At 33.4% G+C, this 20,862-nt stretch carries 20 protein-coding genes and 1 riboswitch; of the genes, 10 read left to right on the forward strand and 10 right to left on the reverse strand.

The features are described 5' to 3' along the window. Nucleotides 1-126 precede the first annotated feature (126 nt). Both MHI39_RS11655 and mprF read left to right on the forward strand, forming a co-directional pair. Nucleotides 127-1,098 carry a rhodanese-related sulfurtransferase gene (locus tag MHI39_RS11655; RefSeq protein ID WP_058004396.1) on the forward strand — a complete coding sequence of 324 codons (972 nt, stop codon included), beginning with the start codon at nucleotides 127-129 and terminating at the stop codon, nucleotides 1,096-1,098. Between the two features lie 191 nt (nucleotides 1,099-1,289). Next, entirely contained in the window at nucleotides 1,290-3,818 is a 2,529-nt protein-coding gene (mprF, locus tag MHI39_RS11660; RefSeq protein WP_058004397.1) for a bifunctional lysylphosphatidylglycerol flippase/synthetase MprF, read from the forward strand. A 32-nt stretch (nucleotides 3,819-3,850) separates the two neighbouring features. On the opposite strand, the gene pepF is transcribed toward mprF, so the two are convergent. Beyond that, complete coding sequence (gene pepF, locus MHI39_RS11665; RefSeq protein ID WP_058004398.1) at nucleotides 3,851-5,665, reverse strand: oligoendopeptidase F; 1,815 nt, start codon at nucleotides 5,663-5,665, stop codon at nucleotides 3,851-3,853. A gap of 198 nt (nucleotides 5,666-5,863) precedes the next feature. On the opposite strand from pepF, the gene MHI39_RS11670 reads away from it, so the two are divergent. The 3 genes from MHI39_RS11670 (at nucleotide 5,864) to MHI39_RS11680 (ending at nucleotide 7,233) form a co-directional block, all read left to right on the forward strand. After that, nucleotides 5,864-6,070, forward strand: a complete 207-nt coding sequence (locus MHI39_RS11670) for a DUF1657 domain-containing protein (protein ID WP_058004399.1) — start codon at nucleotides 5,864-5,866, stop codon at nucleotides 6,068-6,070. A gap of 74 nt (nucleotides 6,071-6,144) precedes the next feature. Further along, a complete protein-coding gene (locus MHI39_RS11675; RefSeq protein ID WP_058004400.1) occupies nucleotides 6,145-6,348 on the forward strand; it encodes a DUF1657 domain-containing protein in 204 nt (67 codons plus the stop codon). 18 nt (nucleotides 6,349-6,366) lie between these two features. Further along, entirely contained in the window at nucleotides 6,367-7,233 is an 867-nt protein-coding gene (locus MHI39_RS11680) for a DUF421 domain-containing protein (RefSeq protein WP_058004401.1), read from the forward strand. On the opposite strand, the gene hpaB is transcribed toward MHI39_RS11680, so the two are convergent. After that, nucleotides 7,234-8,661, reverse strand: a complete 1,428-nt coding sequence (gene hpaB, locus MHI39_RS11685; RefSeq protein ID WP_058004402.1) for a 4-hydroxyphenylacetate 3-monooxygenase, oxygenase component — start codon at nucleotides 8,659-8,661, stop codon at nucleotides 7,234-7,236. Between the two features lie 199 nt (nucleotides 8,662-8,860). Next, nucleotides 8,861-10,480, reverse strand: a complete 1,620-nt coding sequence (locus MHI39_RS11690; RefSeq protein WP_342541270.1) for an ATP-binding cassette domain-containing protein — start codon at nucleotides 10,478-10,480, stop codon at nucleotides 8,861-8,863. A gap of 161 nt (nucleotides 10,481-10,641) precedes the next feature. Beyond that, a riboswitch (TPP riboswitch) is annotated at nucleotides 10,642-10,745 on the forward strand. 84 nt (nucleotides 10,746-10,829) lie between these two features. Here MHI39_RS11690 and thiT point away from each other — a divergent pair. After that, complete coding sequence (thiT, locus tag MHI39_RS11695) at nucleotides 10,830-11,402, forward strand: energy-coupled thiamine transporter ThiT (RefSeq protein WP_058004404.1); 573 nt, start codon at nucleotides 10,830-10,832, stop codon at nucleotides 11,400-11,402. A 173-nt stretch (nucleotides 11,403-11,575) separates the two neighbouring features. On the opposite strand, the gene MHI39_RS11700 is transcribed toward thiT, so the two are convergent. Continuing rightward, complete coding sequence (locus MHI39_RS11700) at nucleotides 11,576-11,770, reverse strand: hypothetical protein (RefSeq protein ID WP_071974930.1); 195 nt, start codon at nucleotides 11,768-11,770, stop codon at nucleotides 11,576-11,578. A 155-nt stretch (nucleotides 11,771-11,925) separates the two neighbouring features. Here MHI39_RS11700 and MHI39_RS11705 point away from each other — a divergent pair, with 155 nt between their 5' ends. Together MHI39_RS11705 and MHI39_RS11710 are read left to right on the forward strand one after the other, a co-directional pair. Then, a complete protein-coding gene (locus tag MHI39_RS11705; RefSeq protein ID WP_071974929.1) occupies nucleotides 11,926-13,458 on the forward strand; it encodes an FAD-dependent oxidoreductase in 1,533 nt (510 codons plus the stop codon). A gap of 202 nt (nucleotides 13,459-13,660) precedes the next feature. Then, nucleotides 13,661-13,867 (forward strand): zinc ribbon domain-containing protein, encoded by a 207-nt coding sequence (locus MHI39_RS11710; protein ID WP_058004407.1) that lies wholly within the window; start codon nucleotides 13,661-13,663, stop codon nucleotides 13,865-13,867. 88 nt (nucleotides 13,868-13,955) lie between these two features. Here MHI39_RS11710 and MHI39_RS11715 read toward each other — a convergent pair whose 3' ends face one another. Both MHI39_RS11715 and MHI39_RS11720 read right to left on the reverse strand, forming a co-directional pair. Further along, nucleotides 13,956-14,165: a hypothetical protein gene (locus tag MHI39_RS11715; protein ID WP_058004408.1), complete on the reverse strand. Its 210-nt coding sequence runs from the start codon at nucleotides 14,163-14,165 to the stop codon at nucleotides 13,956-13,958. 69 nt (nucleotides 14,166-14,234) lie between these two features. Next, a complete protein-coding gene (locus MHI39_RS11720) occupies nucleotides 14,235-15,221 on the reverse strand; it encodes an acyltransferase family protein (protein ID WP_078111165.1) in 987 nt (328 codons plus the stop codon). Nucleotides 15,222-15,531: 310 nt separating this feature from the next. Between MHI39_RS11720 and MHI39_RS11725 the strand changes: the two genes are divergently transcribed. Together MHI39_RS11725 and MHI39_RS11730 are read left to right on the forward strand one after the other, a co-directional pair. Continuing rightward, complete coding sequence (locus MHI39_RS11725; protein WP_058004410.1) at nucleotides 15,532-16,389, forward strand: MBL fold metallo-hydrolase; 858 nt, start codon at nucleotides 15,532-15,534, stop codon at nucleotides 16,387-16,389. A gap of 358 nt (nucleotides 16,390-16,747) precedes the next feature. Next, complete coding sequence (locus MHI39_RS11730) at nucleotides 16,748-16,933, forward strand: type Z 30S ribosomal protein S14 (RefSeq protein WP_058004411.1); 186 nt, start codon at nucleotides 16,748-16,750, stop codon at nucleotides 16,931-16,933. A gap of 122 nt (nucleotides 16,934-17,055) precedes the next feature. Here the strand turns inward: MHI39_RS11730 and MHI39_RS11735 are convergent, their stop codons facing one another. The 4 genes from MHI39_RS11735 to MHI39_RS11750 form a co-directional block, all read right to left on the reverse strand. Then, nucleotides 17,056-17,820: a sulfite exporter TauE/SafE family protein gene (locus tag MHI39_RS11735; RefSeq protein ID WP_058004412.1), complete on the reverse strand. Its 765-nt coding sequence runs from the start codon at nucleotides 17,818-17,820 to the stop codon at nucleotides 17,056-17,058. 157 nt (nucleotides 17,821-17,977) lie between these two features. Next, on the reverse strand, nucleotides 17,978-18,889 hold the full coding sequence (locus MHI39_RS11740) for a YIEGIA family protein (protein ID WP_251345087.1): 912 nt from the start codon (nucleotides 18,887-18,889) through the stop codon (nucleotides 17,978-17,980). A 30-nt stretch (nucleotides 18,890-18,919) separates the two neighbouring features. Beyond that, entirely contained in the window at nucleotides 18,920-19,204 is a 285-nt protein-coding gene (locus MHI39_RS11745; protein ID WP_058004414.1) for a hypothetical protein, read from the reverse strand. 44 nt (nucleotides 19,205-19,248) lie between these two features. After that, a complete protein-coding gene (locus MHI39_RS11750; protein ID WP_342541272.1) occupies nucleotides 19,249-20,493 on the reverse strand; it encodes an MFS transporter in 1,245 nt (414 codons plus the stop codon). Between the last annotated feature and the right edge of the window lie 369 nt (nucleotides 20,494-20,862).

The raw sequence follows: 20,862 nt of genomic DNA on the forward strand, positions 1-20,862 counted from the left end.
AAATTCTCCTTGCAGAAGTGAGATAATTTGTATACAATAATCTATTGTAAGAGACAAGTGTATAAACTATACAACCTAAGTACATTTATATCTTGCAAATATAAATTGACAGGTGGTAATAAAAAAATGAGTGAAAAACCATATCGAGTATTATTGTATTACTTCTACACAAAAATTGAAAATCCTGAAGAATATGCTGCACAGCATCTAGCATATTGCAAAGATTTAGGGTTAAAAGGAAGAGTTCTAGTGGCCAATGAAGGAATTAATGGTACACTTTCAGGTCCGGTAGAACAAACAAATCAATATATGGAAATGATGAAAAATGATCCACGATTTGATGGAATTGTATTTAAAGTGGATGAAGCTGATAAGCACGTATTTAAAAAAATGCATGTTAGACCAAGAAAAGAGTTAGTTACGCTTCGCTTAGAAGATGATATAAATCCAAATGAATTAACTGGTAAATATTATAGTCCAAAAGAATTTTATGAGGCTATGCAAGATGAAGATACTGTTATTCTAGATGCTAGAAATGATTATGAATATGATCTTGGTCATTTCAAAGGAGCCATTCGTCCTGATATAGAAACATTTAGAGATCTTCCTAACTGGGTTCGCGAAAACAAAGAAAAATTTGAAGGCAAGAAAATTTTAACTTACTGTACTGGCGGTATCCGTTGTGAGAAGTTTTCTGGTTGGTTAGTTAGAGAAGGATTCGAAGATGTTGCACAACTTCATGGAGGAATCGTATCTTACGGTAAAGATCCAGAAGTACAAGGTGAACTTTGGGATGGTCAATGTTATGTCTTCGATGAGCGCATTGCTGTGCCAATTAACCAAAAAGAGCATGTAATTGTCGGTAAGGATTACTTTACTGGGGAACCATGTGAACGATATGTTAATTGTGCAAATCCTGAATGTAATCGTCAAATGCTATGTTCTGAGGAAAACGAGCATAAATATTTAAGAGGTTGTTCACATGAATGTCGTGTTCATCCTAGAAATCTTTATATCAAAGAACATGGTTTAACTAAAGAGGAAGTAGCGGAAAGACTTCAAAAGATTGAAGAGGAAGAAACAGTTTCGCAAAGATAATATGATAAAAAACAAAAAACACTCAAGTAGCAATACTTGGGTTGTTTTTTTGTAATCCTTTAACTGAAAAAATAGTTAGTATATACATATATTATGAATAATGAATAGTATTAGTAATTTGAAAGAAAATAAATGGAAAAAAGGTAGGCAAAATAAACAAAAAAGGTGAGTGTTGGAAAGCTGGTGTAAACATGAAACTTAACAAAAGAAAGTTATTATCAATATTAAAAATAGCCTTTCCAATCATACTTTTAGTTTTAATTTTATTTGAATCTAAAAGTATGGTGAAGGATTTTAATATTGATTTGTTAAAAAATAATATTTCAGAACTAAATTTATCTAAATTATTGCTTATTTTTTTACTTGGGATTATCGCAGTATCTCCAATGCTATTTTACGATATTATCCTATGTAAATTATTAAATTTGAAGTTACAATTTAAAAAGATTCTATCTTATTCATGGATTGTTAATACATTTTCAAATTTTCTTGGTTTTGGTGGTGTAATTGGTTTAAGCCTAAGAGGGTACTTTTACAAAGACCACTATAATGAAAAGGACGCTATTATTAAAAGTATAGCGAAGGTTTCGATATTCTATTTATCTGGGGTCTCTATTTTATGCTGGTTCGTTGCATTAGGAATATTTAAACCGACTTTTCTAGAAGAAATGAAATGGCTAAAAATCGTTGTGTGGGTAATTGCTTTATACATCCCGTTTCTATTAATTAGTTTTAAACTCAAAAATCTTAAAAACAAGGATTTTTCATTTAAAAACAACTATTTATTAGAATTAATGGTTATATCGTTGCTAGAGTGGATGGGTTCACTCGTTTTATTTTATCTAATTGCGAGATTGCTTCATGTTCAAATTAGTTTTGGACATTTGTTCCCAATTTTTATTGTTGCAGCTTGTGCTGGAATTATAAGTATGATTCCAGGGGGATTAGGCTCATTCGATCTGGTTCTTTTAATGGGATTTGAATTTTATCATATTCCATCAGAACAGGTTTTACTTATATTACTTTTATATCGAGTGAGTTACTATATTATCCCATTTTTAATAGCCGTTTTATTATTTGGCCGTCACTTTTGGAATTTACTTGACGTACAGTATAAACAAATTTTTTACACAATAACAAAAAATGTTAGTCATATGGTCTTAAGTCTTCTTGTTTTTTTATCAGGGATTATCTTACTTTTGTCTGCTTCATTACCTGGAGTACTAGATAGAATAAAATTTTTAAGGGGTTTTCTATCCTCTCCATTAATGGACTTTTCACATCAGTTAACAATCGTTTCAGGATTTTTGTTAATACTTCTTTCCCGTGGTATTGAATATAAAGTTAGATGGGCATATTACTCGACATTAATTGTTTTAATCAGTGCATCAATCCTTTGTCTTGTTAAGGGATTGGATTATGAGGAAACTATTTATTTAAGTTTTGTTGCATTAATGCTCGTTATTTCAAAGAAACGTTTTTATCGAATAAATTTTGTAATAACATGGGGGAGAGCATTATTTGATTTTTGTGTAATTCTTTTTTTCACTTTTCTTTATATCATCATCGGTTATTATAATTTGCCGGACAGCAAGTTGAAAATTCCAAGCTTTATTCGTAAATATATGATTGTGGATGCAGGTGACTTAATTATTAGTGCAATCATTGGTTTAGTTATTGCAGCGATCATCATGTTCTGTACATACTTATTTATAAAACCACGAACACTTGAATTTTTTCCAATTGAAAAAGAAAAAGTAAAAGCACATCTTCAAAAGTATGGGGGAACTGTTCTATCGCATCTTGTTTTCTTAAATGATAAAAAGGTGTTTTGGAATGAAACCGGACAAGTTATGTTTATGTATCAAAAATATGCCGATAAGCTTGTTATTTTAGGGGATCCAATTGGTAAGAAGGATGAAATCCTTCATTCTATTGAAGAATTCCAAGATTTTGCTGATTTGTATGGATATACACCTGCATATTATCAAGTGACGAAAGAACTATTACCAAAATTACATGAAAATGGTTATGACTTCTTTAAACTTGGTGAAGAGGCATTTGTTGATATACAGTCATTTACTTTAACAGGAAGTAAAATGAAAGGTCTTCGTGCTACAAAGAATAAGTTCGAAAAGGAAGGGTATACATTCAAAATCATTGAACCACCTTTTTCCGCTGAACAGTTTAGCATACTCAAAAATATATCTGATCAATGGCTAGGTGAAAAGAAAGAGAAAGGATTTTCATTAGGCTATTATGACGAGGATTATTTAAATAAGGCTCCAATAGCTATTCTTAATGATGCTGAAAATCATACAATTGCATTTGCAAGTATAATGCCAGTATATGATCAGCAAACAACTTTATCTATTGATTTAATGAGATATTTACCAGAAGCACCACCTGGAACCATGGATTTTCTATTTTTAGGAGTTATTGAATGGGGCAAAATGAACGGATATGAACGTTATAATTTAGGGATGGCGCCTCTTGCTAATGTTGGTTTGTCCAAGTACTCTTTTACTGGAGAAAAAATAGCCTCGCAAATTTATACGCATGGTAATTTTGTTTATCATTTTAAGGGCCTTAAGAGGTTTAAAGAAAAATATGCTAATTACTGGGAACCGAAATATTTGGCTTATCGTAAAAAAACATCCTTACCAATTACAATGGCTCAAATAGCCCTACTTATTTCAAAAAAACGCCCCGTTCAATAAAACGGGGTGTTTTTTTATCTCTTTAGAGTACTTTAATTATAACTATTCTCTAATTCTTCGACTAATTTACCTACATAAGAGACTGCACTTCTTATTGCATCAGGTTTTGACATGTCAACACCTGCTTTTTTAATGAGTTCGAGCGGTTTTAAAGTGCCACCAGATTTTAATACATCTAGCCAGCGCTCAACAGCAGGTTGACCTTCATTTTTAATCATTCCTGCAACGGCAGTGGAAACAGTTAACCCAGCAGAATAAGTATAAGGGTAAAGTCCCATATAATAATGCGGCTGTCGCATCCAAGTCAAACTTGCACCTTCATCTATCTCAACAGCATCTCCCCAGAAATTTTGCAATAATTCTCTTTTTTGCTCACAAAGTGTAGTAGCTGTGATTGGTTTACCATCCTCCGCTAGCTTATATACGCGTCGCTGTAATTCACCTTCTAATAAGTGAGTGACAAAGTTATGATAGTATGTGCCTAATAGTTGAGAAATTACCCATCTTTTCATCCGTTTATCATCAGTAGTAGATAGAATATGGTCTGCAAGAAGCAACTCATTCATCGTTGAAGGAGCTTCAATAAAATAAGTAGATGGCCTTGTATTTACGACCCGCTGATTTTTTCCTGCTAGATAAAAATGACCTGCGTGACCAAGTTCATGTGCTAATACAAATGCTCCTCTCATTGTATCCGTCCATGTAATTAAAATAAAGGGATGCACTCCATAAGGACTAGAGCAAAAAGCACCTGTAGATTTTCCGATATTATCCGCTAAATCAACCCATCTCTCTGATAAGGCAGTTTGAATCATATCACTATATTCTGGTCCCATGATTTGTAATGCTTCAATAATCAATTTCGATGCTTCTTCATATGTCGTTTGTGGATTGAATTCGGGATCTAGTGGTGCTTTTAAATCACAGAAAAGCATTTTATCAAGACCTAATTCCCGTTTCTTTAATTGAGCAAAGCGCCTCATAATTGGAGCAAGCTCTGTTTGAAGGACATCTAACTGGTTATGATACATTTCTAAGGTTACGTGCTGTGGATGTAACAGCATTTCAGTGACAGAATTATATTTTCTAATACGGGATAGAGCAACCTGCTTTGTTACTTCAGTAGCATATGTTGCGGCAAATGTATTTTTATATTGGTTTAAAGAATGATTAAAGGATGAATATGCTTTTCTACGCAGGTCCGTATTTGCAGACAATTCATATCGATCCTCATAAAGGGCAAATGACATAGGAAGTAAATTCCCATCCTTATCTTCAATGTCCGAAAATTGCATGTCTGATGATTTACCACGCTGATAGATCATATAAGGTGCATCATGAACTTCACCTAATGAAGCCAATGTTTCTTCTAATTCAGCTGATAATGTATGTGGTTTTTTCTCTAATAAATCTTCTAGATAGTTTTTAAAGACGTTTAATTCAGGTTCTTGCTGTATGTATTGTTCAATCGTGCCAATAGGTAATGCAAGGATCTCTGTATCTAAAAAGGATAAGGCAGCACTAATATTAGCTAGCATCGAAGCCATTCTTGCTGAATTTCCTTGATTTAAGGGACTTGTTCCATCCTCAGATGAGCGTAGACTTGCATAGGTTGCTACTCTTATCAATCTTAAGTGAAGTTTTTCTTCTGCTTTTAAGCAATTTAATAAAGTTTTTCCACCTTCACTTAATTTTCCTCGATATTGTGTAACAGTTGGTAAATCATTTTGTATAGCTTTAAGCTCATTGTTCCATTCATCATCAGTTGCAAACAAATCTTCAAGCTTCCATGTGTGCTCTACAGGTACCTCTGAGCGTGCAATGCGTTTTTGCAGTGTTTTTTCCATAATGTGATTCTCCTTTTTGATGAGATATTTCGGTGCACTAATTAATTCTATTATATATGAATCTTTTTATTTTTCATACAATTTTTTATATGAAGTTAAAAAGGATAATATTTCAATTTATAAAAACTATGTTTGTTCATAAAATAACATTGTTCATTATGAACATCCCAATACCTAAACGAAAAAGGGGTTATGTACATGACTGTTATTACAAATATTAAACAAACTGTTTCTGGATTAAAAAGTGCACAAGCGAATTTAGAAACTTTCGCATTACAAACTGACAATCAACAGGCAAAACAGCTATATCAAACATGTGCTCAGCAAACACAATCAATCATTGATACGTTAACTCCAAGAATGAATGAAGTTGAGCAAGAAGAACCACAATATAAGCAACAGTAAGGAAATTAATAAAATGAGAAAGGGACTGTCATCCTGCAAATCGGCAGTCCTTTTCAAAAAAAAGGAATGATGATATGACGATTGCATCGGATGTAAAATCATGTATTGCAAGCTTAAATGGAGCAAAGAACAATTTTAGTCAGCTCGCATTAAAGGCTGTTGATGAGAAAGCGCAAAAAGAATTCCATGAATGTATGATGGAAACCGAGGAAATTATAAATGACTTACAAAAACGATTAGTTATTCTTGAACGCGAAGAACCACAATACAAAAATTAATAGGAGGGGAGTGTTACAATGTCTGTACCGGCATGGTTTGAGGTCATTTTAAGGTCAATCACAGCACTTATAGTATTATTTTTCATAACAAAATTTCTTGGAAGAAAGCAGATTACTCAACTGACACTTTTTGAATACATTATAGCAATAACTATTGGAAGTATCGTTGCTGAGATTTCCACAGGTATCGAGAAACACTTTTTATATGGTATATATAGTCTGTTAGTCTGGAGCTTACTTCCTTTAGGCATTTTATTTCTTTCGTTAAAAAGCAAAAAATTCAGGGATTTTATTGATGGTACACCGAAAGTAATTATAAAAGAAGGAAAAATACAAGAAGATACTTTAACTAAGGAAAAATATACAGTAGATGATTTAACGGAGCTTTTAAGAAAAAAGAATGCATTTAATCTGGCAGATGTTGAATTTGCTGTCTTAGAACCAAATGGTGACTTAAATGTTCTTCTTAAAAAAGAAAACCAACCTATTACACCGAAAGATATCCAATTACAGGTGGCACCTGAGAAGGAGGCAAAAACAGTAATATCAGAAGGTCAGATACTAGATGAGGCTTTAGGGGAAACGGTTTTTAATCGAGCTTGGTTAAAGGCGGAATTAGAAAAATTAAATGTTGCCCTTGATAATGTTTTTATCGGTCAAATTGATTCATACGGAAAATTAACTGTTGATATTTATGACGATAAAATTCAATTGCCAAATTCCCAGGAACGAGCTCTTTTATTAGCGACTCTTAAAAAATGTCAAGCAGATCTTGAATTATTTACATTAGCAACAGAATCAAAACCTGCTCAAGAAATGTATAAACTGAATGCGAAGAGAATTGAAAATATGGTCAACAGGATCAAACCTTTTTTAGTAGAATAGTTAAGATAAATAATCTTTAACCATATTTATGTATTTTTCTTTTGGATATCCATCGTATAAACCCATACTGATACGAATAGGATCTCCAAAAAAAAATCGCTCGAAATGTGTTTGTCTTGAACCGAATGAACTCATACAGAGATCCCACGCTAGTCGAAAAAGTTGTACACGATCTACGGCATTTGAATTTGTTCCTTGAAGATAATCGTCTAAATATGATCCAATAGAAGAGTCAAATTGCTTTTTGGTTGGGAGAAGGATTAAACCGCTTCCACCTAATAATTGAAGGATCTCTACCAGTCGGGGATATATTTTAGGGTAATAGCAAATGGCAACATTAAGTGGATAATCATCTGGAACCATTGTATTCCTCGAATCAACTTTAGCATGTGTCATGGCTGATAATTGTAATGCTTTTATTATTTCAAGTGCTGAGATTATTTCTGTAATCTTATCTTTAACATGTTGATATTCTTTAATACTAATTGTTTCGACAATGGATTCCGCTATTCCTAACAGGAACTCAGTTTTTACAATCATTCTGGAAACGGCTTGGTAGAGAAGGAAAGTATTAAATTTAGTTTCGGAAAACATTCGTAAAGAGATCTTAAAATTTTTATAAAGAAATACTCTTTCCCAAGGAACTAATACATTATCAAATACAACAATAGAATCCATTTCCTCAAATTTTGAACTTAAAGGTGCATCGTAAATGGATTCATTGGAGACGAATGATTCCCTACAAATAAATTTTAATCCGGGGGTGTTCGATGGAATAGAAAATGCATAATTATATGGATCTTCAAAGTAATTTCCCCCTGCAGGAAGAACTAAAATCTCATCAGTAATTCCACCTTGTGTCGCTAATAATCTAGCTCCCGAAATGATTATGCCTTCACTTGTTTCTCGAATTACTTTTGCGGCAATAACTTTATCAGATTCCTCGAAATAATTGTCTGAACGGTTGACTTGAGGGTTGATAAATGTATGGGTAAATGTCAAATCATTTTCCATTGCATCTTCATATATTTGGCGTATATTGATATGGTAATGTTGATTTTCTTCCTTAAAAATTTCCTCTGCCACACCTAGACTCATTATTCCAGTATTAATATAATCAGGTGAGCGACCTAGTAAACCTGCATTTAATTTTGCCAACTTTTGCGTAGCAATTGATCTTTTCTTTAAATCTTCTATTGTTTTAGGTTGTTGGTATGAAAAATTCACTCTACTATTCGTTCTTTCAGAAAAAAATGTAAATTCTTCACAATGTTCAACTTGATAATCATATAATTTAGCTTTCATTGCTAATACGCCACTGAAAGCAGGGTGTGCCGAGATTTTTCCAGTTATTCTTTTTCCATCCACCCACACCTCATTATTTAAACCATCAATTCTTTTAATGAAATCATCTCCATTTAAAGACAATTTTACCACCCCACTTTTATGAATAATAAATTGTATGCTTGAATTTAAACCGGACTACCCAGTGAAATTTATAAAATAAAAAAGGCTGTCTATTTAAGGGTCCGACATCACATAAATACGTAATCTTTTAGAACAAAATTCTTATTAGATATCGTATGGTGATGTCAGACCCAATCTTTAGGCAACCTTTTTATCGTTTTTATGCATATAACATTTTTAATTGATGTTGAATTTCGTCATTTTCTAGATATTCATCATAGGTCATTTCTTTATCAATAATGCCATTTGGTGTAATTTCTATGATTCGATTGGCAATGGTTTGAAAAAATTGATGGTCATGTGATGCAAAAATCATTGAACCTTTAAAACGTATTAAACCATTATTAACTGCTGTAATGGATTCCAAATCAAGATGGTTTGTTGGCTCATCTAGTAATAAGACATTGGCTCCACTAAGCATCATTTTTGAAAGCATGCAGCGAACTTTTTCACCACCCGATAGAACATTGGCCTTTTTCATCACTTCTTCACCAGAGAAAAGCATTCTTCCTAAAAATCCTCTTAAGAAGCTTTCACTTTGATCATTAGGGGAGTACTGACGTAACCAATCTACTAAAGTCAATTCGCCATTTTCAAAATAACTTGTGTTATCTTTAGGGAAGTATGATTGAGAGGTTGTGACACCCCATTTATATGTTCCGCTATCGGGTTCCATTTCTCCAGCCAAAATCTTAAATAAAGTAGATTTTGCTAATTCATTATGACCTACTAATGCGATTTTATCATCTTTATTCATTGTAAAACTAATATTATCGAGTACCTTAACACCATCGATAGTCTTTGATAGTTCTTCTACACGGAGAAGATCATTTCCAATTTCACGATCCGGTGTAAAATGTACATATGGATATTTCCTTGAAGATGGCCTGATATCGTCCAAGGTAATTTTGTCTAAAAGCTTTTTACGTGAAGTGGCTTGTTTCGATTTAGATGCGTTTGCACTAAATCTGGCAATAAAGCTTTGTAATTCCTTAATTTTTTCTTCCTTTTTCTTGTTCGCTTCTTGGGCCATTTTTTGTGCTAATTGGCTAGATTCATACCAAAAATCATAATTTCCAACATATAATTGAATCTTACTGAAATCAAGATCTGCTATATGCGTACAGACTTTATTTAAGAAATGACGATCATGCGATACGACAATAACTGTATTTTCAAAGTTGATTAGAAATTCTTCTAACCACTGTATTGCTTTTAAGTCTAGATGGTTTGTTGGCTCATCTAGAAGTAAAATATCAGGCTTCCCAAAAAGAGCTTGTGCAAGTAATACTTTTACCTTTTCCGCACCTGTTAACTCTGCCATTTTTTTTGAATGAAGCTCTTCATCTATGCCGAGTCCTTTTAAAAGGATTGCTGCTTCTGACTCAGCTTCCCAACCATTTAATTCCGCAAATTCACCTTCAAGCTCCGCAGCTCTCATTCCATCTTCGTCGCTGAAATCAGCTTTCATGTATATTGCATCTTTTTCTTGCATAACTTCGAATAGACGTGTATGTCCCATAATAACGACTTTTAAAACTTCTTCTTCTTCAAATTCAAAGTGGTTTTGCTTTAAGATAGCAAGTCTTTCGCCTGGTGTTATATGCACATCACCAGTTTGAGGCTCAAGCTCACCAGATAATATTTTAAGAAATGTTGATTTCCCAGCACCATTTGCACCAATAAGTCCGTAACAGTTTCCAGGTGTGAACTTAATATTAATATCTTCAAAAAGTTTACGTTCACCGAATCGTAAGCCTACATTATTTACAGTAATCAAAGACAAATACCTCCAAAAGAATAATATCTTATTAATTATACCATGAGTTGATTAAAAAAGGGAAAAGTCAGTTATTGAAAGGGATGCAGTTGTTTCTCTAAAAAAAAATGCCTTTCATAATAATTAAAATTGTTGTACAATGTTAATGAAAATTTAATGAACGTTACCACAAGGGGAGCATTTTTTTGCTGAGAGTGAACATATTTGTTCTGACCCTTTGAACCTGTTAGTTAGTACTAGCGTAGGGATGTGGATTGAATAATGGATTGCTTTTTTTACAATATGCAATCGTTTATTCCCCCTTTTGCGGTGCGTTTCTTTAAAAACACTATAGAGGGGGATTTTTTTTATGAAAAAATTTAGTTTGCTAACTTTGATCGAGATTTCATTATGTGCTGCTTTTGCGTTTGTGTTAGATTTATTACCATCTATAAAACTAAGCTCAGCGATTTCAGTTTCCTTTGCTATGGTTCCTATTTTCATTCTTGCTTTTCGATGGGGTGTGAGAGCAAGCTTTGTCGGAGGATTGTTATGGGGACTACTTCAAATTGTTTTGGGAGATGCAGCAGATGATATATTAACTCCCGTTCAAGGGTTCATAGAATTTTTTATTGCCTTTTCTTTTATTGGTCTAGCAGGTCTATTTAGGTCATTTATTCAAGCGAATATTCATGAAGGTAATAAAGGAAAGACAATTTTCTTAGTTGTAGTTGCAACGTTTATTGGCAGCATTGGTCGTTATTTTTGGCATTTTTTAGCTGGGATGATTTTTTGGGGTAAATTTGCACCAGAAGGGCAATCGCCATTCTTATATTCATTAATTGCTAATGGAACAACAATGCTTCTATCAGGTCTTTTATGTGCAATTATTTTAAGTATCATCATTACGATGAGCCCAAGACTTGTTAAAAGATTTGCTTAATCAAGCATAATCAAAAATCAATTTTCTAAAATTCTACTTATATTGTAAATCGGGGTAGATTTATACAATTGATTTTTGCTGTTACCTGCAATAACAATAAACAATGAAATACGAAGGGACGCTTTGGATAGTACATAAATCAAAGCGTCTTTTTTTATGTATACATATCTCATTTATAAATTCTCATTCTGTTGCTTTATTTCGTCTCCAGCTATGTTGGTATTTGCCTCTTCTAATTGTTTATGATCAGCCACTGAATGACCAGGATAATATTTTTTTTGGTTTTTGGTACTCATTGCTGTATTTATCGTGATTTTTGGCTGCTTTGGTGTATCTGTTAATCTTTTGTCTTCATATGATTCAGTCATTAAGTTTAATTCACCTTTCTGTTTTAGTAAGTAGCTTTGAGTATTATTTACTTAATATATGTAAAAATTCATCCGTGGCGATAAAAAAGAATACATGAAATTTCTTCCTTTGGTTAAAAATAGAAAGTATATAATTGCATTTGGAGGAAGATTAGATGCCAAACGAAGAAGTGAAAATGCCACAATTTCCTGAACCGATATGGAAACAAGGGATGGATATTCCTGGTTATTCCGAGTTGCTAGAGGATATCGAGGTAGATGTAGCAATTGTTGGAGGCGGTATTACTGGTATCACCACGGGTTATCTTTTAACAAAGGAAGGGTTAAAGGTAGCCATTATCGAAGCTGGAGAATTATTGAATGGAACGACGGGACACACAACTGCCAAAGTCACAGCACAGCATGGTTTAATCTATGATGAATTAATTCAAAATCTAGGAAAAGAACAGGCAAGACTTTATTATGAGGCGAGTACGGAAGCCATACAATTTATTAAAGAAACTATTAAAGAACATGGGATTGAATGTGACTTTAGTGAAGAAGATGCCTATATTTTTACAAATAGTGAGGAGTATATACCAAAATTGAAAACCGAAGAGCAAGCTTATAAGGAATTAGGGATTAATGGTGAATTGGTTGAACAATTGCCTATTGATTATTCCGTGAAAGCTGCATTAGTGATGAGAAGCCAGGCTCAATTTCATCCAATAAAATATTTAAAACCGCTTATTGAGTATATCCAGCAATCTGGAGGACTAATATTCGAGCATACAACAGCTACAGATGTAGATTATGCAGAATATCCTATTGTTATCACGAGAGGTGGACCAAAGGTAAAATGTAAATATGTATGTGCATGCTCTCATTTTCCGTTTTACGACGGTCTCGGGTTTTATCCAACAAGAATGTATGCTGAAAGATCTTATCTTATTGCTGTGAAAACAGAAAAAGACCCTCCACCTGGTATGTATATTAATGCTGAACAGCCAACAAGATCTTTTCGCCGTATGAATTATCAGGGGGAGAATGTTCTGTTGGTAGGCGGTGAAAATCATAAGACAGGCCAAGGGATTCCTACCATTCAGCATTACGAGGCTATTGAAGAATATGCACAAACGACCTTTGGAATCAAGGATTTCTTATTTCGTTGGTCTGCTCAAGATTTAACGACTCTAGACAAAGTACCCTATATTGGTCGAATTACCAGCAATCACGATAGAATACTTGTCGCAACAGGTTTTAGGAAATGGGGGATGACCAATAGTACTGTTTCCGCATTATTAATAAGAGACATCATTAGGGAGAAGGAAAATCGATTTGAAGAATTGTTCTCTCCTTCGCGATTTAATGCTGATCCAAGTGTAAAAGAATTTATTTCAACGAATTTTGATGTGGCTAAGCATTTAGTGGAAGGAAAATTAGAATACCCACTTAGAGATATAGATGATTTAGAAAAGGATGAAGGCTCAGTTGTTAATGTGAATGGCAAGCGAGCAGGAGCTTATCGTGATTCAGAGGGGAAAATATATGTAGTTGATACTACCTGTACACATCTAGGCTGCGAAGTGGAATGGAATTCTGGAGATCGTACTTGGGATTGTCCATGTCATGGTTCTAGGTTCTCGATCGCTGGAGATGTAATAGAAGGACCAGCAGAGACATCTTTAGAAAAAATTGATTTAGAATAATTAGATGGAGCATCACATTGGTGGTGCTCTTTACATTTGAAAATTAGGCCTTTTTATTTAATGTAGGGATTTGTACTAAGTATTATCTATGTATTTGTTTTCTTAAGGCTAGCAAATACAGATATAATTAGATTGAAACTTTTTTAAGGAAAATACGTAAATATTAATGAATGAATAATCTAAATGAGAGAAGGAATTTGATATGAGTGAAAAAGGATGTATAAAGTGTGGAAGTCAAAATGCTGGTCAAAAGGATGTAGCGATGACAGGTACGGGCTTATCTAAAATGTTCGACATTCAAAATAACCAATTTACAGTTGTGTATTGTAAAAACTGCGGTTACTCGGAATTTTATAATAAACAAGCATCCACCGGCTCCAACATACTTGACTTTTTCTTTGGCGGTTAATATATATAAGAGCCTGACTCCAAGTAAACACTCATTTTTCTGAACAGACAAGTATGGAGTCAGGATCTTAATTTGGTTGCCTATATTTTTATTTACTATTGCTTGCCCAGTCTGTGAACGTACCACTTCCATTACAACCAGGGCATTCAATGGAAGTTGAATAATAATATTCACTCAATGCAAGATGATTAATTCCTTTTCCTCGGCAATCTGGGCAAAAGCCCTTTGATTCCATATTAGCTAGCATTTTTTCATGCCGGTTGCTAGCCCATTCCTGAAATGTATTTAAAAGTCCCATCCATTTCACCTCTAATTTTGTTATTACTACTATGGTGTGAAATGAATGTGAAATTTATACAAATCCCCACTATAAGCGCAATTCAATAAGTGGTTTTGTATATTTTTTTATTAAATAACTTCCTAATATTAAACAGATAGAGATGGAAAACAAAATTAACAATAAATAATTTTGCGCAAATGCTGCAAGTGATTCATCAGATACAAATGTTTCGATTATTTTAATAATAAATCCATGTAATAAATAGATATACAAGGTACGTTCACCAATGACAGTAAACTTAGATCCACCGGAAGGAACTAATGTTAAAAAGCCAAAAATCACAATAAATGTACTTACATATTGTATTCCTCGAAATACACCATCAATCAGGTTTACATTTCCCATATCTGCATAGGAAGAGGATCCGAGTAACCATGGAACTGCCTCACTTGGAAAAGAATAGCTAAAAACAATAAAGGTTGCACACAATAGGCCGATTCCAATTACACTCGAAAACTTGAAATTCTTTATCCATTGGATATGCTTTGCGTCGATTAAAAAACCAAATAGAAAATAAGGGAAAAATACAAAAGTCCGCGAAAGGCTTAAAAAGCTTCCAATTTGATCTATATAGCCAACAGCTATACCAATTCCAACGGCAAGCAAGAATCCAGCCCATTTTAATCGTGCAAAAAGGTATAGGAAGATATTCCAACAAAACAAACTAAGTAAAAACCATAATGACCAATGTGGTTGTAAAAAATCAAATGTTAATGTTTGTTCTTCCCCGTTAAAGAAATAAAAAATGGAATAAATGACTTGAAAAATAACATAGGGTAAAAGTATCTTTTTAACCGATTTCATTAAATATCCTTTTTTTCGATATCCTTTTGCAAAATATCCGGATATTAAAATAAATGCAGGCATGTGAAACAGATAAATCACTGTATATACTGTAAATAAGAAATCATCATTTCTTTTTAAAGGACTAATGACATGCCCAAAGACGACTAAAAAAATTAAGATTAACTTTGCATTATCAAAGTATAAATTTCTTTTAGTGGTCGAAGCCATATTAACACCTCACTATATAATTTTATTTCTATTTTTATATAACATTATTTAATTCGTTCGATTCACAAAACTATAAATCCTAACCATGTGATATAAATGTATTACTAAAAATATTGTATTTATATAAATAATGTTATCATCTCTATACCCGAATAAAGTTACAATAAGATAATAATCGTATTAAGAATTATTATTGTATAATTATATTTTTTACAGAAGGATTACATTTTTTATCAATCGAATAATGAAAAAAAATGTTGAAATAATATGAAAGGAAGGGAAAATAACAAGAAACGAGGAATCGTATATCGTGGATAAAGAAATGGAGTACGGCGAAGATTACAAATATATACCTGTCACTTCAATTATGAGCGGTATGGGTCAGGAGGTATCAAATGATCTATATTGTTATACAGTCCAGGTGGTCAATGTAGGGTTTGTTGGGTATCCTAAGAAAGACTCTGAGTGGATTTTAATTGATGCCGGAATGCCGAAATCAGCTGACATGATTATCCGTGAAGCAGAAGATAGATTTGGTCCTAATAGCCGGCCTAAAGCAATTGTCTTAACACACGGTCATTTTGATCATGTGGGAGCAATTGTTGAATTGGTCGAACATTGGAATGTTCCAGTATATGCGCATGAGTTGGAGTTACCCTATTTAATAGGAGATAAAAGTTATCCAGAACCCGATGCAACAGTAGAAGGGGGACTAGTAGCAAAAATGTCCCCATATTTTCCAAATGAACCGATCCACTTAGGAAAGAATATTGAGAAACTCCCATCAGATGGTCGTATCCCAGGGATGGAGGATTGGCGCTGGATTCATACTCCAGGTCATTCACCCGGTCATGTATCTTTGTTTCGTGATAACGATCGTTCGCTGATAGCCGGGGATGCGTTTATTACGGTAAAACAGGATTCGCTTTTTAAGGTATTGATGCAAGAAGAGGAAGTGAACGGTCCACCAAGATATTTAACAACTAATTGGAAGGCTGCTTGGGAATCCGTAAGAAAATTAGAAAAGTTATATCCAGATCAAGTGATAACTGGACATGGGGTTCCAATGTCTGGAGAAAAATTAGCTAGTGGTTTAAAAAACCTCGTTGAAAATTTTGACCAAATAGCCATACCAGACTATGGACGTTTTGTGGATGGTCATCATTAAACATTAGAAATGATTAACAGGCTTTTTGAATGTATGTAGCTGATATTTATATGGGTTAAAGATTATCAAACCTTCATTTGGAAGATCAGGGATAGTTTTGTAAAAGCAACTAACTATACAAAAACAGCCAGTATAAAAGATCTTATTAAAAAGAGATCTATTTAAAATGAAAATTTCTAACATATAATTGCGTGTTTTAATGAATTTTTTTTGAATTATGTAAAAAGATTTTCCATATCATATCGTGAAACGAAAAACCCATGTACCAATAATCTACTATTTACTGAAGTATATTAATTTGATAAGATGAAAATATGCTCTTCTACCTCCACTAATAATCTAAAGAGGAGGTTTCATAATGGCAAAAAAAGCATTAATAATTAAACAAAATAAGGAACATAAATATAAAGTTCAAAACTATACACGCTGCAAGAATTGTGGACGTCCACATTCAGTTATCCGTAAATTTAAGCTATGTCGTATATGTTTCCGTGAATTAGCCTATAAAGGTCAAATTCCAGGAATCAAAAAGGCAAGTTGGTAGTCCCCATTATAGTGGGGGCTTATTTTTTTCTAACATATAGTTATAAAAGGAGTTGGGGGATTCAGCATCCACCCAAATTCATAGTCTTATGAAGTTCTTGATTAGCACAAAGCTTCACTTTTTTAAATTAGTTTTACTCCACTTATTAAGATCATTATGGCCATAATCGTTCTTAACGGTTTAACTGGTAGCTTAGAAGATAAGATGCTTCCTACGATTACTCCTGGTATCGATCCTAACAATAGGTTTATCGTTAATAGATAATTGACATTACCAATACCAGCATGCATGATACCAGCTGCAGTAACTAATAAAAAAGCATGTGCAATATCTGTTCCTACTAGTTCAGAAGGGCTCATTCTAAATAAATATAGCATTGCTAAAGCAAATAATGATCCCGCTCCTATGGAGGTTAAGCCTACAATGAAACCTAAGACTGCCCCAACTATAATGGTTAACATGCGCTTTTCGTGTATGGATTTTAATTGAAAACGATTGAAGTTTAATTTATCTTTTCCAAAGGTTCTAATAAGGGTTGCAGATGCAACTAAAATTAATACATAACCTAATGCATGCTTAATGATTTGCTCTTGATTATGAAAGAAGGTATCAAATAGATGGAGCATGCCAACAGCAAGGATAGCACTTGGTATACTTCCGATGGCGAGATTTTTTACTAACTGGAGGTTGATTGTTTTCTGCCGCCAGTGTTGAATGGAACCAAAAAATTTTGTAATTGAGTTATAGAATAGATCAGTTCCTACAGCAATTGATGGGCTGATGCCCAATAGTATTAATATGGGTGTTAATAAAGCTGCTCCTCCAACACCCGTTAATCCTACCATAAAACCAATTAATATCCCCATTATAATAATGCCAATACTCATTTGCACACGCTCCAAACTTTCAAAGTCTAAAAATCAAGAAACCCATATCGATAATTTATGAAATGGGTATATACCTTGTTACAATCTAAATGTTAAAAATGGGTTGTATCAAAAGGGAATAATTAAAAAAAGCCTTCTCGTGAGAAGACTTTTACAATTATTTTTTTCCAAATAAATTAGTATCCATAACTGCCTCAGTTTTTTTGACACTTTCAAGTAGGGGAGTTTTTTTTACTGCTTCTATTATCCGATCAATATCATGCATAAGAGGAACTATGGCTAGGATGACTTTACCTGTTTCAAAATCTTTTCTTGTAAAGTGGTATCGCTTAACACCTACCGCTCTTACTGCTTCAAAAAGTGCCGCTTGTCTCTGACCAAGGTTATTTAATGTAAGGCTGAACTGGTATTCATGAGGGGTAATTATTACTGCTAATCCTTCATTATTAAATAACTGGGATGCATAACCAGAGCCTATTAGATTAGAGACAAATAAATCATTGACATAAAGCTCTGAATCGCGTACTTCAATCTGACCTTGTTCCACTTCAGCAATATCTCCAATTGTTTTGCCCTTAGAAAATCTTTTTAAAATATAAAATATAATCAATCCGACAATGAAACCAACTAAAATATTAATCCAATCACTTTTAGAATTTACAATTTGTATGGTCAATGCTGTAACAAATGCGACAACTAGAGAAAAATAATTTCTCGACTCAAAGGATTTTGCTATTCCATCTATATATGCGTTTCCGCGAAATACATATTCAGTATTTTCAAGGTCTGTTAAACTTTCCTTTTCTGCTTTTCTAACATCTCTAAATTGCTGAATAGCTATGGCTAAAAAGGTCACTGCAACAAAATTTTTTGTTAGAAGGGCAGGAATAGCCACTGCCCCTAAAGCTGCAGAAATAAAGCCAGTAACAATATGAATTAAATATCCATTAGGATAGCTTGGGTACTGACGGAAGTCCTCTTTTAATGAGAAAATTCTTGCAAGTGTTCCTACAATAATAGCTGTAACAATCATGATGATATGTTCGTGTGAAATCGATTCTTGGTTCATTTCATCACTCCGTTAGTTAAGTGAAGATGCTTATTTGGGTTCATCTTCATTGTTTAAATTGATTTTTTTGCAACCAACATATAAACAAGAGAAAATATCTAGACCCGACGTTGCTTTTGATAATCCTTTTAGATATGGAGTGACCAAATCTTTAAAATCTGAACCCACACCTTCTTCCTCTAATATGCCATATACATATAATTTCTTTTCTTCAAATAAAATAGCCACATTTCCTACTGCTTTGTTTGTTGAATCAACAACATTTAATACTTGAAAATGCGGGTTAATAATCTCTGGTGAAAAATATATTTGCAAAACGATCAACTCCTTATGAACATAGTTTGTCCTATTCGAACGCATTAAGTTAACTGTAATTTTTCAAACAAGGTATCTTTTTTATTTGAAGGTTCTTTTTTACTTACATGAATTAGTACTAAACATAAAAATCCAACAAACAATGTTAAACCTGCTGTTATTAAGAACATTCCTGTACGAGACCACTCCATTAAAGAGCTAAAAATTGGTGGTCCGATAGCTACTCCTAGAAAACGGACTGATCCATACAGGGATGTGACGAATCCTCTACGATCTGAGGGGACAGATCCTGTAATAAAACTATTTATACAAGGGAGAACTAATCCTGTTCCGATACTGCTAATCCCAAGTACAGAAAAAAAGGGGACTAAACTCTTAAAAAATACGAGCACTGAGAAAGATACAGTCATGAAAAGCAGTCCTAAAATAATTAAGGATTTCATTAAGCGCATATTCTTACCAATTTTACTACCGGTGATATAAGAGGTAATCGTCATGATTAAAAGAGGGATTGCGAGAATACTCCCTTTTAATAGTCCATTAATATTATGCTCTTTTTCAAGAATATCAGAGATATAAAATAATACTCCAAATAGGGTAAATAAACATACTGCCCCAGTTAAATAGGCTGCAAACAACCAACGCCCTTCTGTCTTAAATACAGAAATTAGTCCTTTAACATATTTTCCAACAGGTGGCGGAGTTTTTTTCAACTTTTTTTCCTTTACAAAAAAAACCGTTAACAGTATTGAAATGAGACAAAAAATGGGAAAAGCAAAAAAGGCAGCATACCAAAATAATATGGCAAGTAGTGAGCCGAGAATGGGGCTAATGACCTTACCAAAGCCATTTGAAGCTTCAACTAGCCCTAAAACTTTACTTTGTTCTCCACCTTTAAATAAATCTCCAGTTAATGCCATTGCAATAGGGGCGGTGCCTGCAGCTCCGATTCCTTGCATGACTCTACCTGCGAGTATCCATATGTAGGCACTAGAGAACCAAGCTGCTGCCACTCCTGCTAAAATTCCCCCGCTTCCGTAAAGGATGAGAGAAGGAATAATAATTGCTTTCCTTGAAAAACGATCAGATAAATAGCCTAATATTGGGATGGATATTGCAGCAGCAATAGAAAAAACTGAGATGATTAAGCTGATTTTAAACTGAGAAACATCTAGTTCTGTTCGCATTTTAGGTAGAATGGGAATTAACATAGAGTTCCCTAAGACCAAAATAAGTGGGATGGACCCAATAGCCACTATGGTCAAGCCCTTTTGTTTCTGCTTTGGCAAGAATAGTACCCCCTAATTAAAAAAATGGATTGATTTAGGATTCCTTCATTATCTTTTAATATGATCACATTATTAAAACAATGATCCATCAAAGATTAGTTTTAACCACAGATCATAACTTTTTATCCCATATACTTAATTGTTTTACATTATTTGAAATCATCATCTGATTTATTCATTAGTTCATGAAATACTTCAATACTTCATTGAATGGGCCTAAAGTTATTTCCTCTTTAAACAAAGTCTGTTTTCATACTTTTTTAGGTAGCTCTTTTCTCAGTAAAATGTAGAAGGTTGACAGTTTTCAATCTATATTTTTTAGTTGAAACTTTATCTAAAAAGTAAGAATGTTTGAGAAAAGAGCAAATA

It is taken from the genome of Heyndrickxia sp. FSL K6-6286, assembly GCF_038630395.1.
Lineage (GTDB): Bacteria > Bacillota > Bacilli > Bacillales > Bacillaceae_C > Heyndrickxia > Heyndrickxia oleronia.

Coding starts and splice junctions, on each gene's coding strand:
- MHI39_RS11655 (WP_058004396.1), top strand. CDS start 127: ATGAGTGAAAAACCATATCGAGTATTATTGTATTACTTCTACACAAAA.
- mprF (WP_058004397.1), top strand. CDS start 1,290: ATGAAACTTAACAAAAGAAAGTTATTATCAATATTAAAAATAGCCTTT.
- pepF (WP_058004398.1), bottom strand. CDS start 5,665: ATGGAAAAAACACTGCAAAAACGCATTGCACGCTCAGAGGTACCTGTA.
- MHI39_RS11670 (WP_058004399.1), top strand. CDS start 5,864: ATGACTGTTATTACAAATATTAAACAAACTGTTTCTGGATTAAAAAGT.
- MHI39_RS11675 (WP_058004400.1), top strand. CDS start 6,145: ATGACGATTGCATCGGATGTAAAATCATGTATTGCAAGCTTAAATGGA.
- MHI39_RS11680 (WP_058004401.1), top strand. CDS start 6,367: ATGTCTGTACCGGCATGGTTTGAGGTCATTTTAAGGTCAATCACAGCA.
- thiT (WP_058004404.1), top strand. CDS start 10,830: ATGAAAAAATTTAGTTTGCTAACTTTGATCGAGATTTCATTATGTGCT.
- MHI39_RS11700 (WP_071974930.1), bottom strand. CDS start 11,770: ATGACTGAATCATATGAAGACAAAAGATTAACAGATACACCAAAGCAG.
- MHI39_RS11705 (WP_071974929.1), top strand. CDS start 11,926: ATGCCAAACGAAGAAGTGAAAATGCCACAATTTCCTGAACCGATATGG.
- MHI39_RS11710 (WP_058004407.1), top strand. CDS start 13,661: ATGAGTGAAAAAGGATGTATAAAGTGTGGAAGTCAAAATGCTGGTCAA.
- MHI39_RS11715 (WP_058004408.1), bottom strand. CDS start 14,165: ATGGGACTTTTAAATACATTTCAGGAATGGGCTAGCAACCGGCATGAA.
- MHI39_RS11720 (WP_078111165.1), bottom strand. CDS start 15,221: ATGGCTTCGACCACTAAAAGAAATTTATACTTTGATAATGCAAAGTTA.
- MHI39_RS11730 (WP_058004411.1), top strand. CDS start 16,748: ATGGCAAAAAAAGCATTAATAATTAAACAAAATAAGGAACATAAATAT.
- MHI39_RS11735 (WP_058004412.1), bottom strand. CDS start 17,820: ATGAGTATTGGCATTATTATAATGGGGATATTAATTGGTTTTATGGTA.
- MHI39_RS11740 (WP_251345087.1), bottom strand. CDS start 18,889: ATGAACCAAGAATCGATTTCACACGAACATATCATCATGATTGTTACA.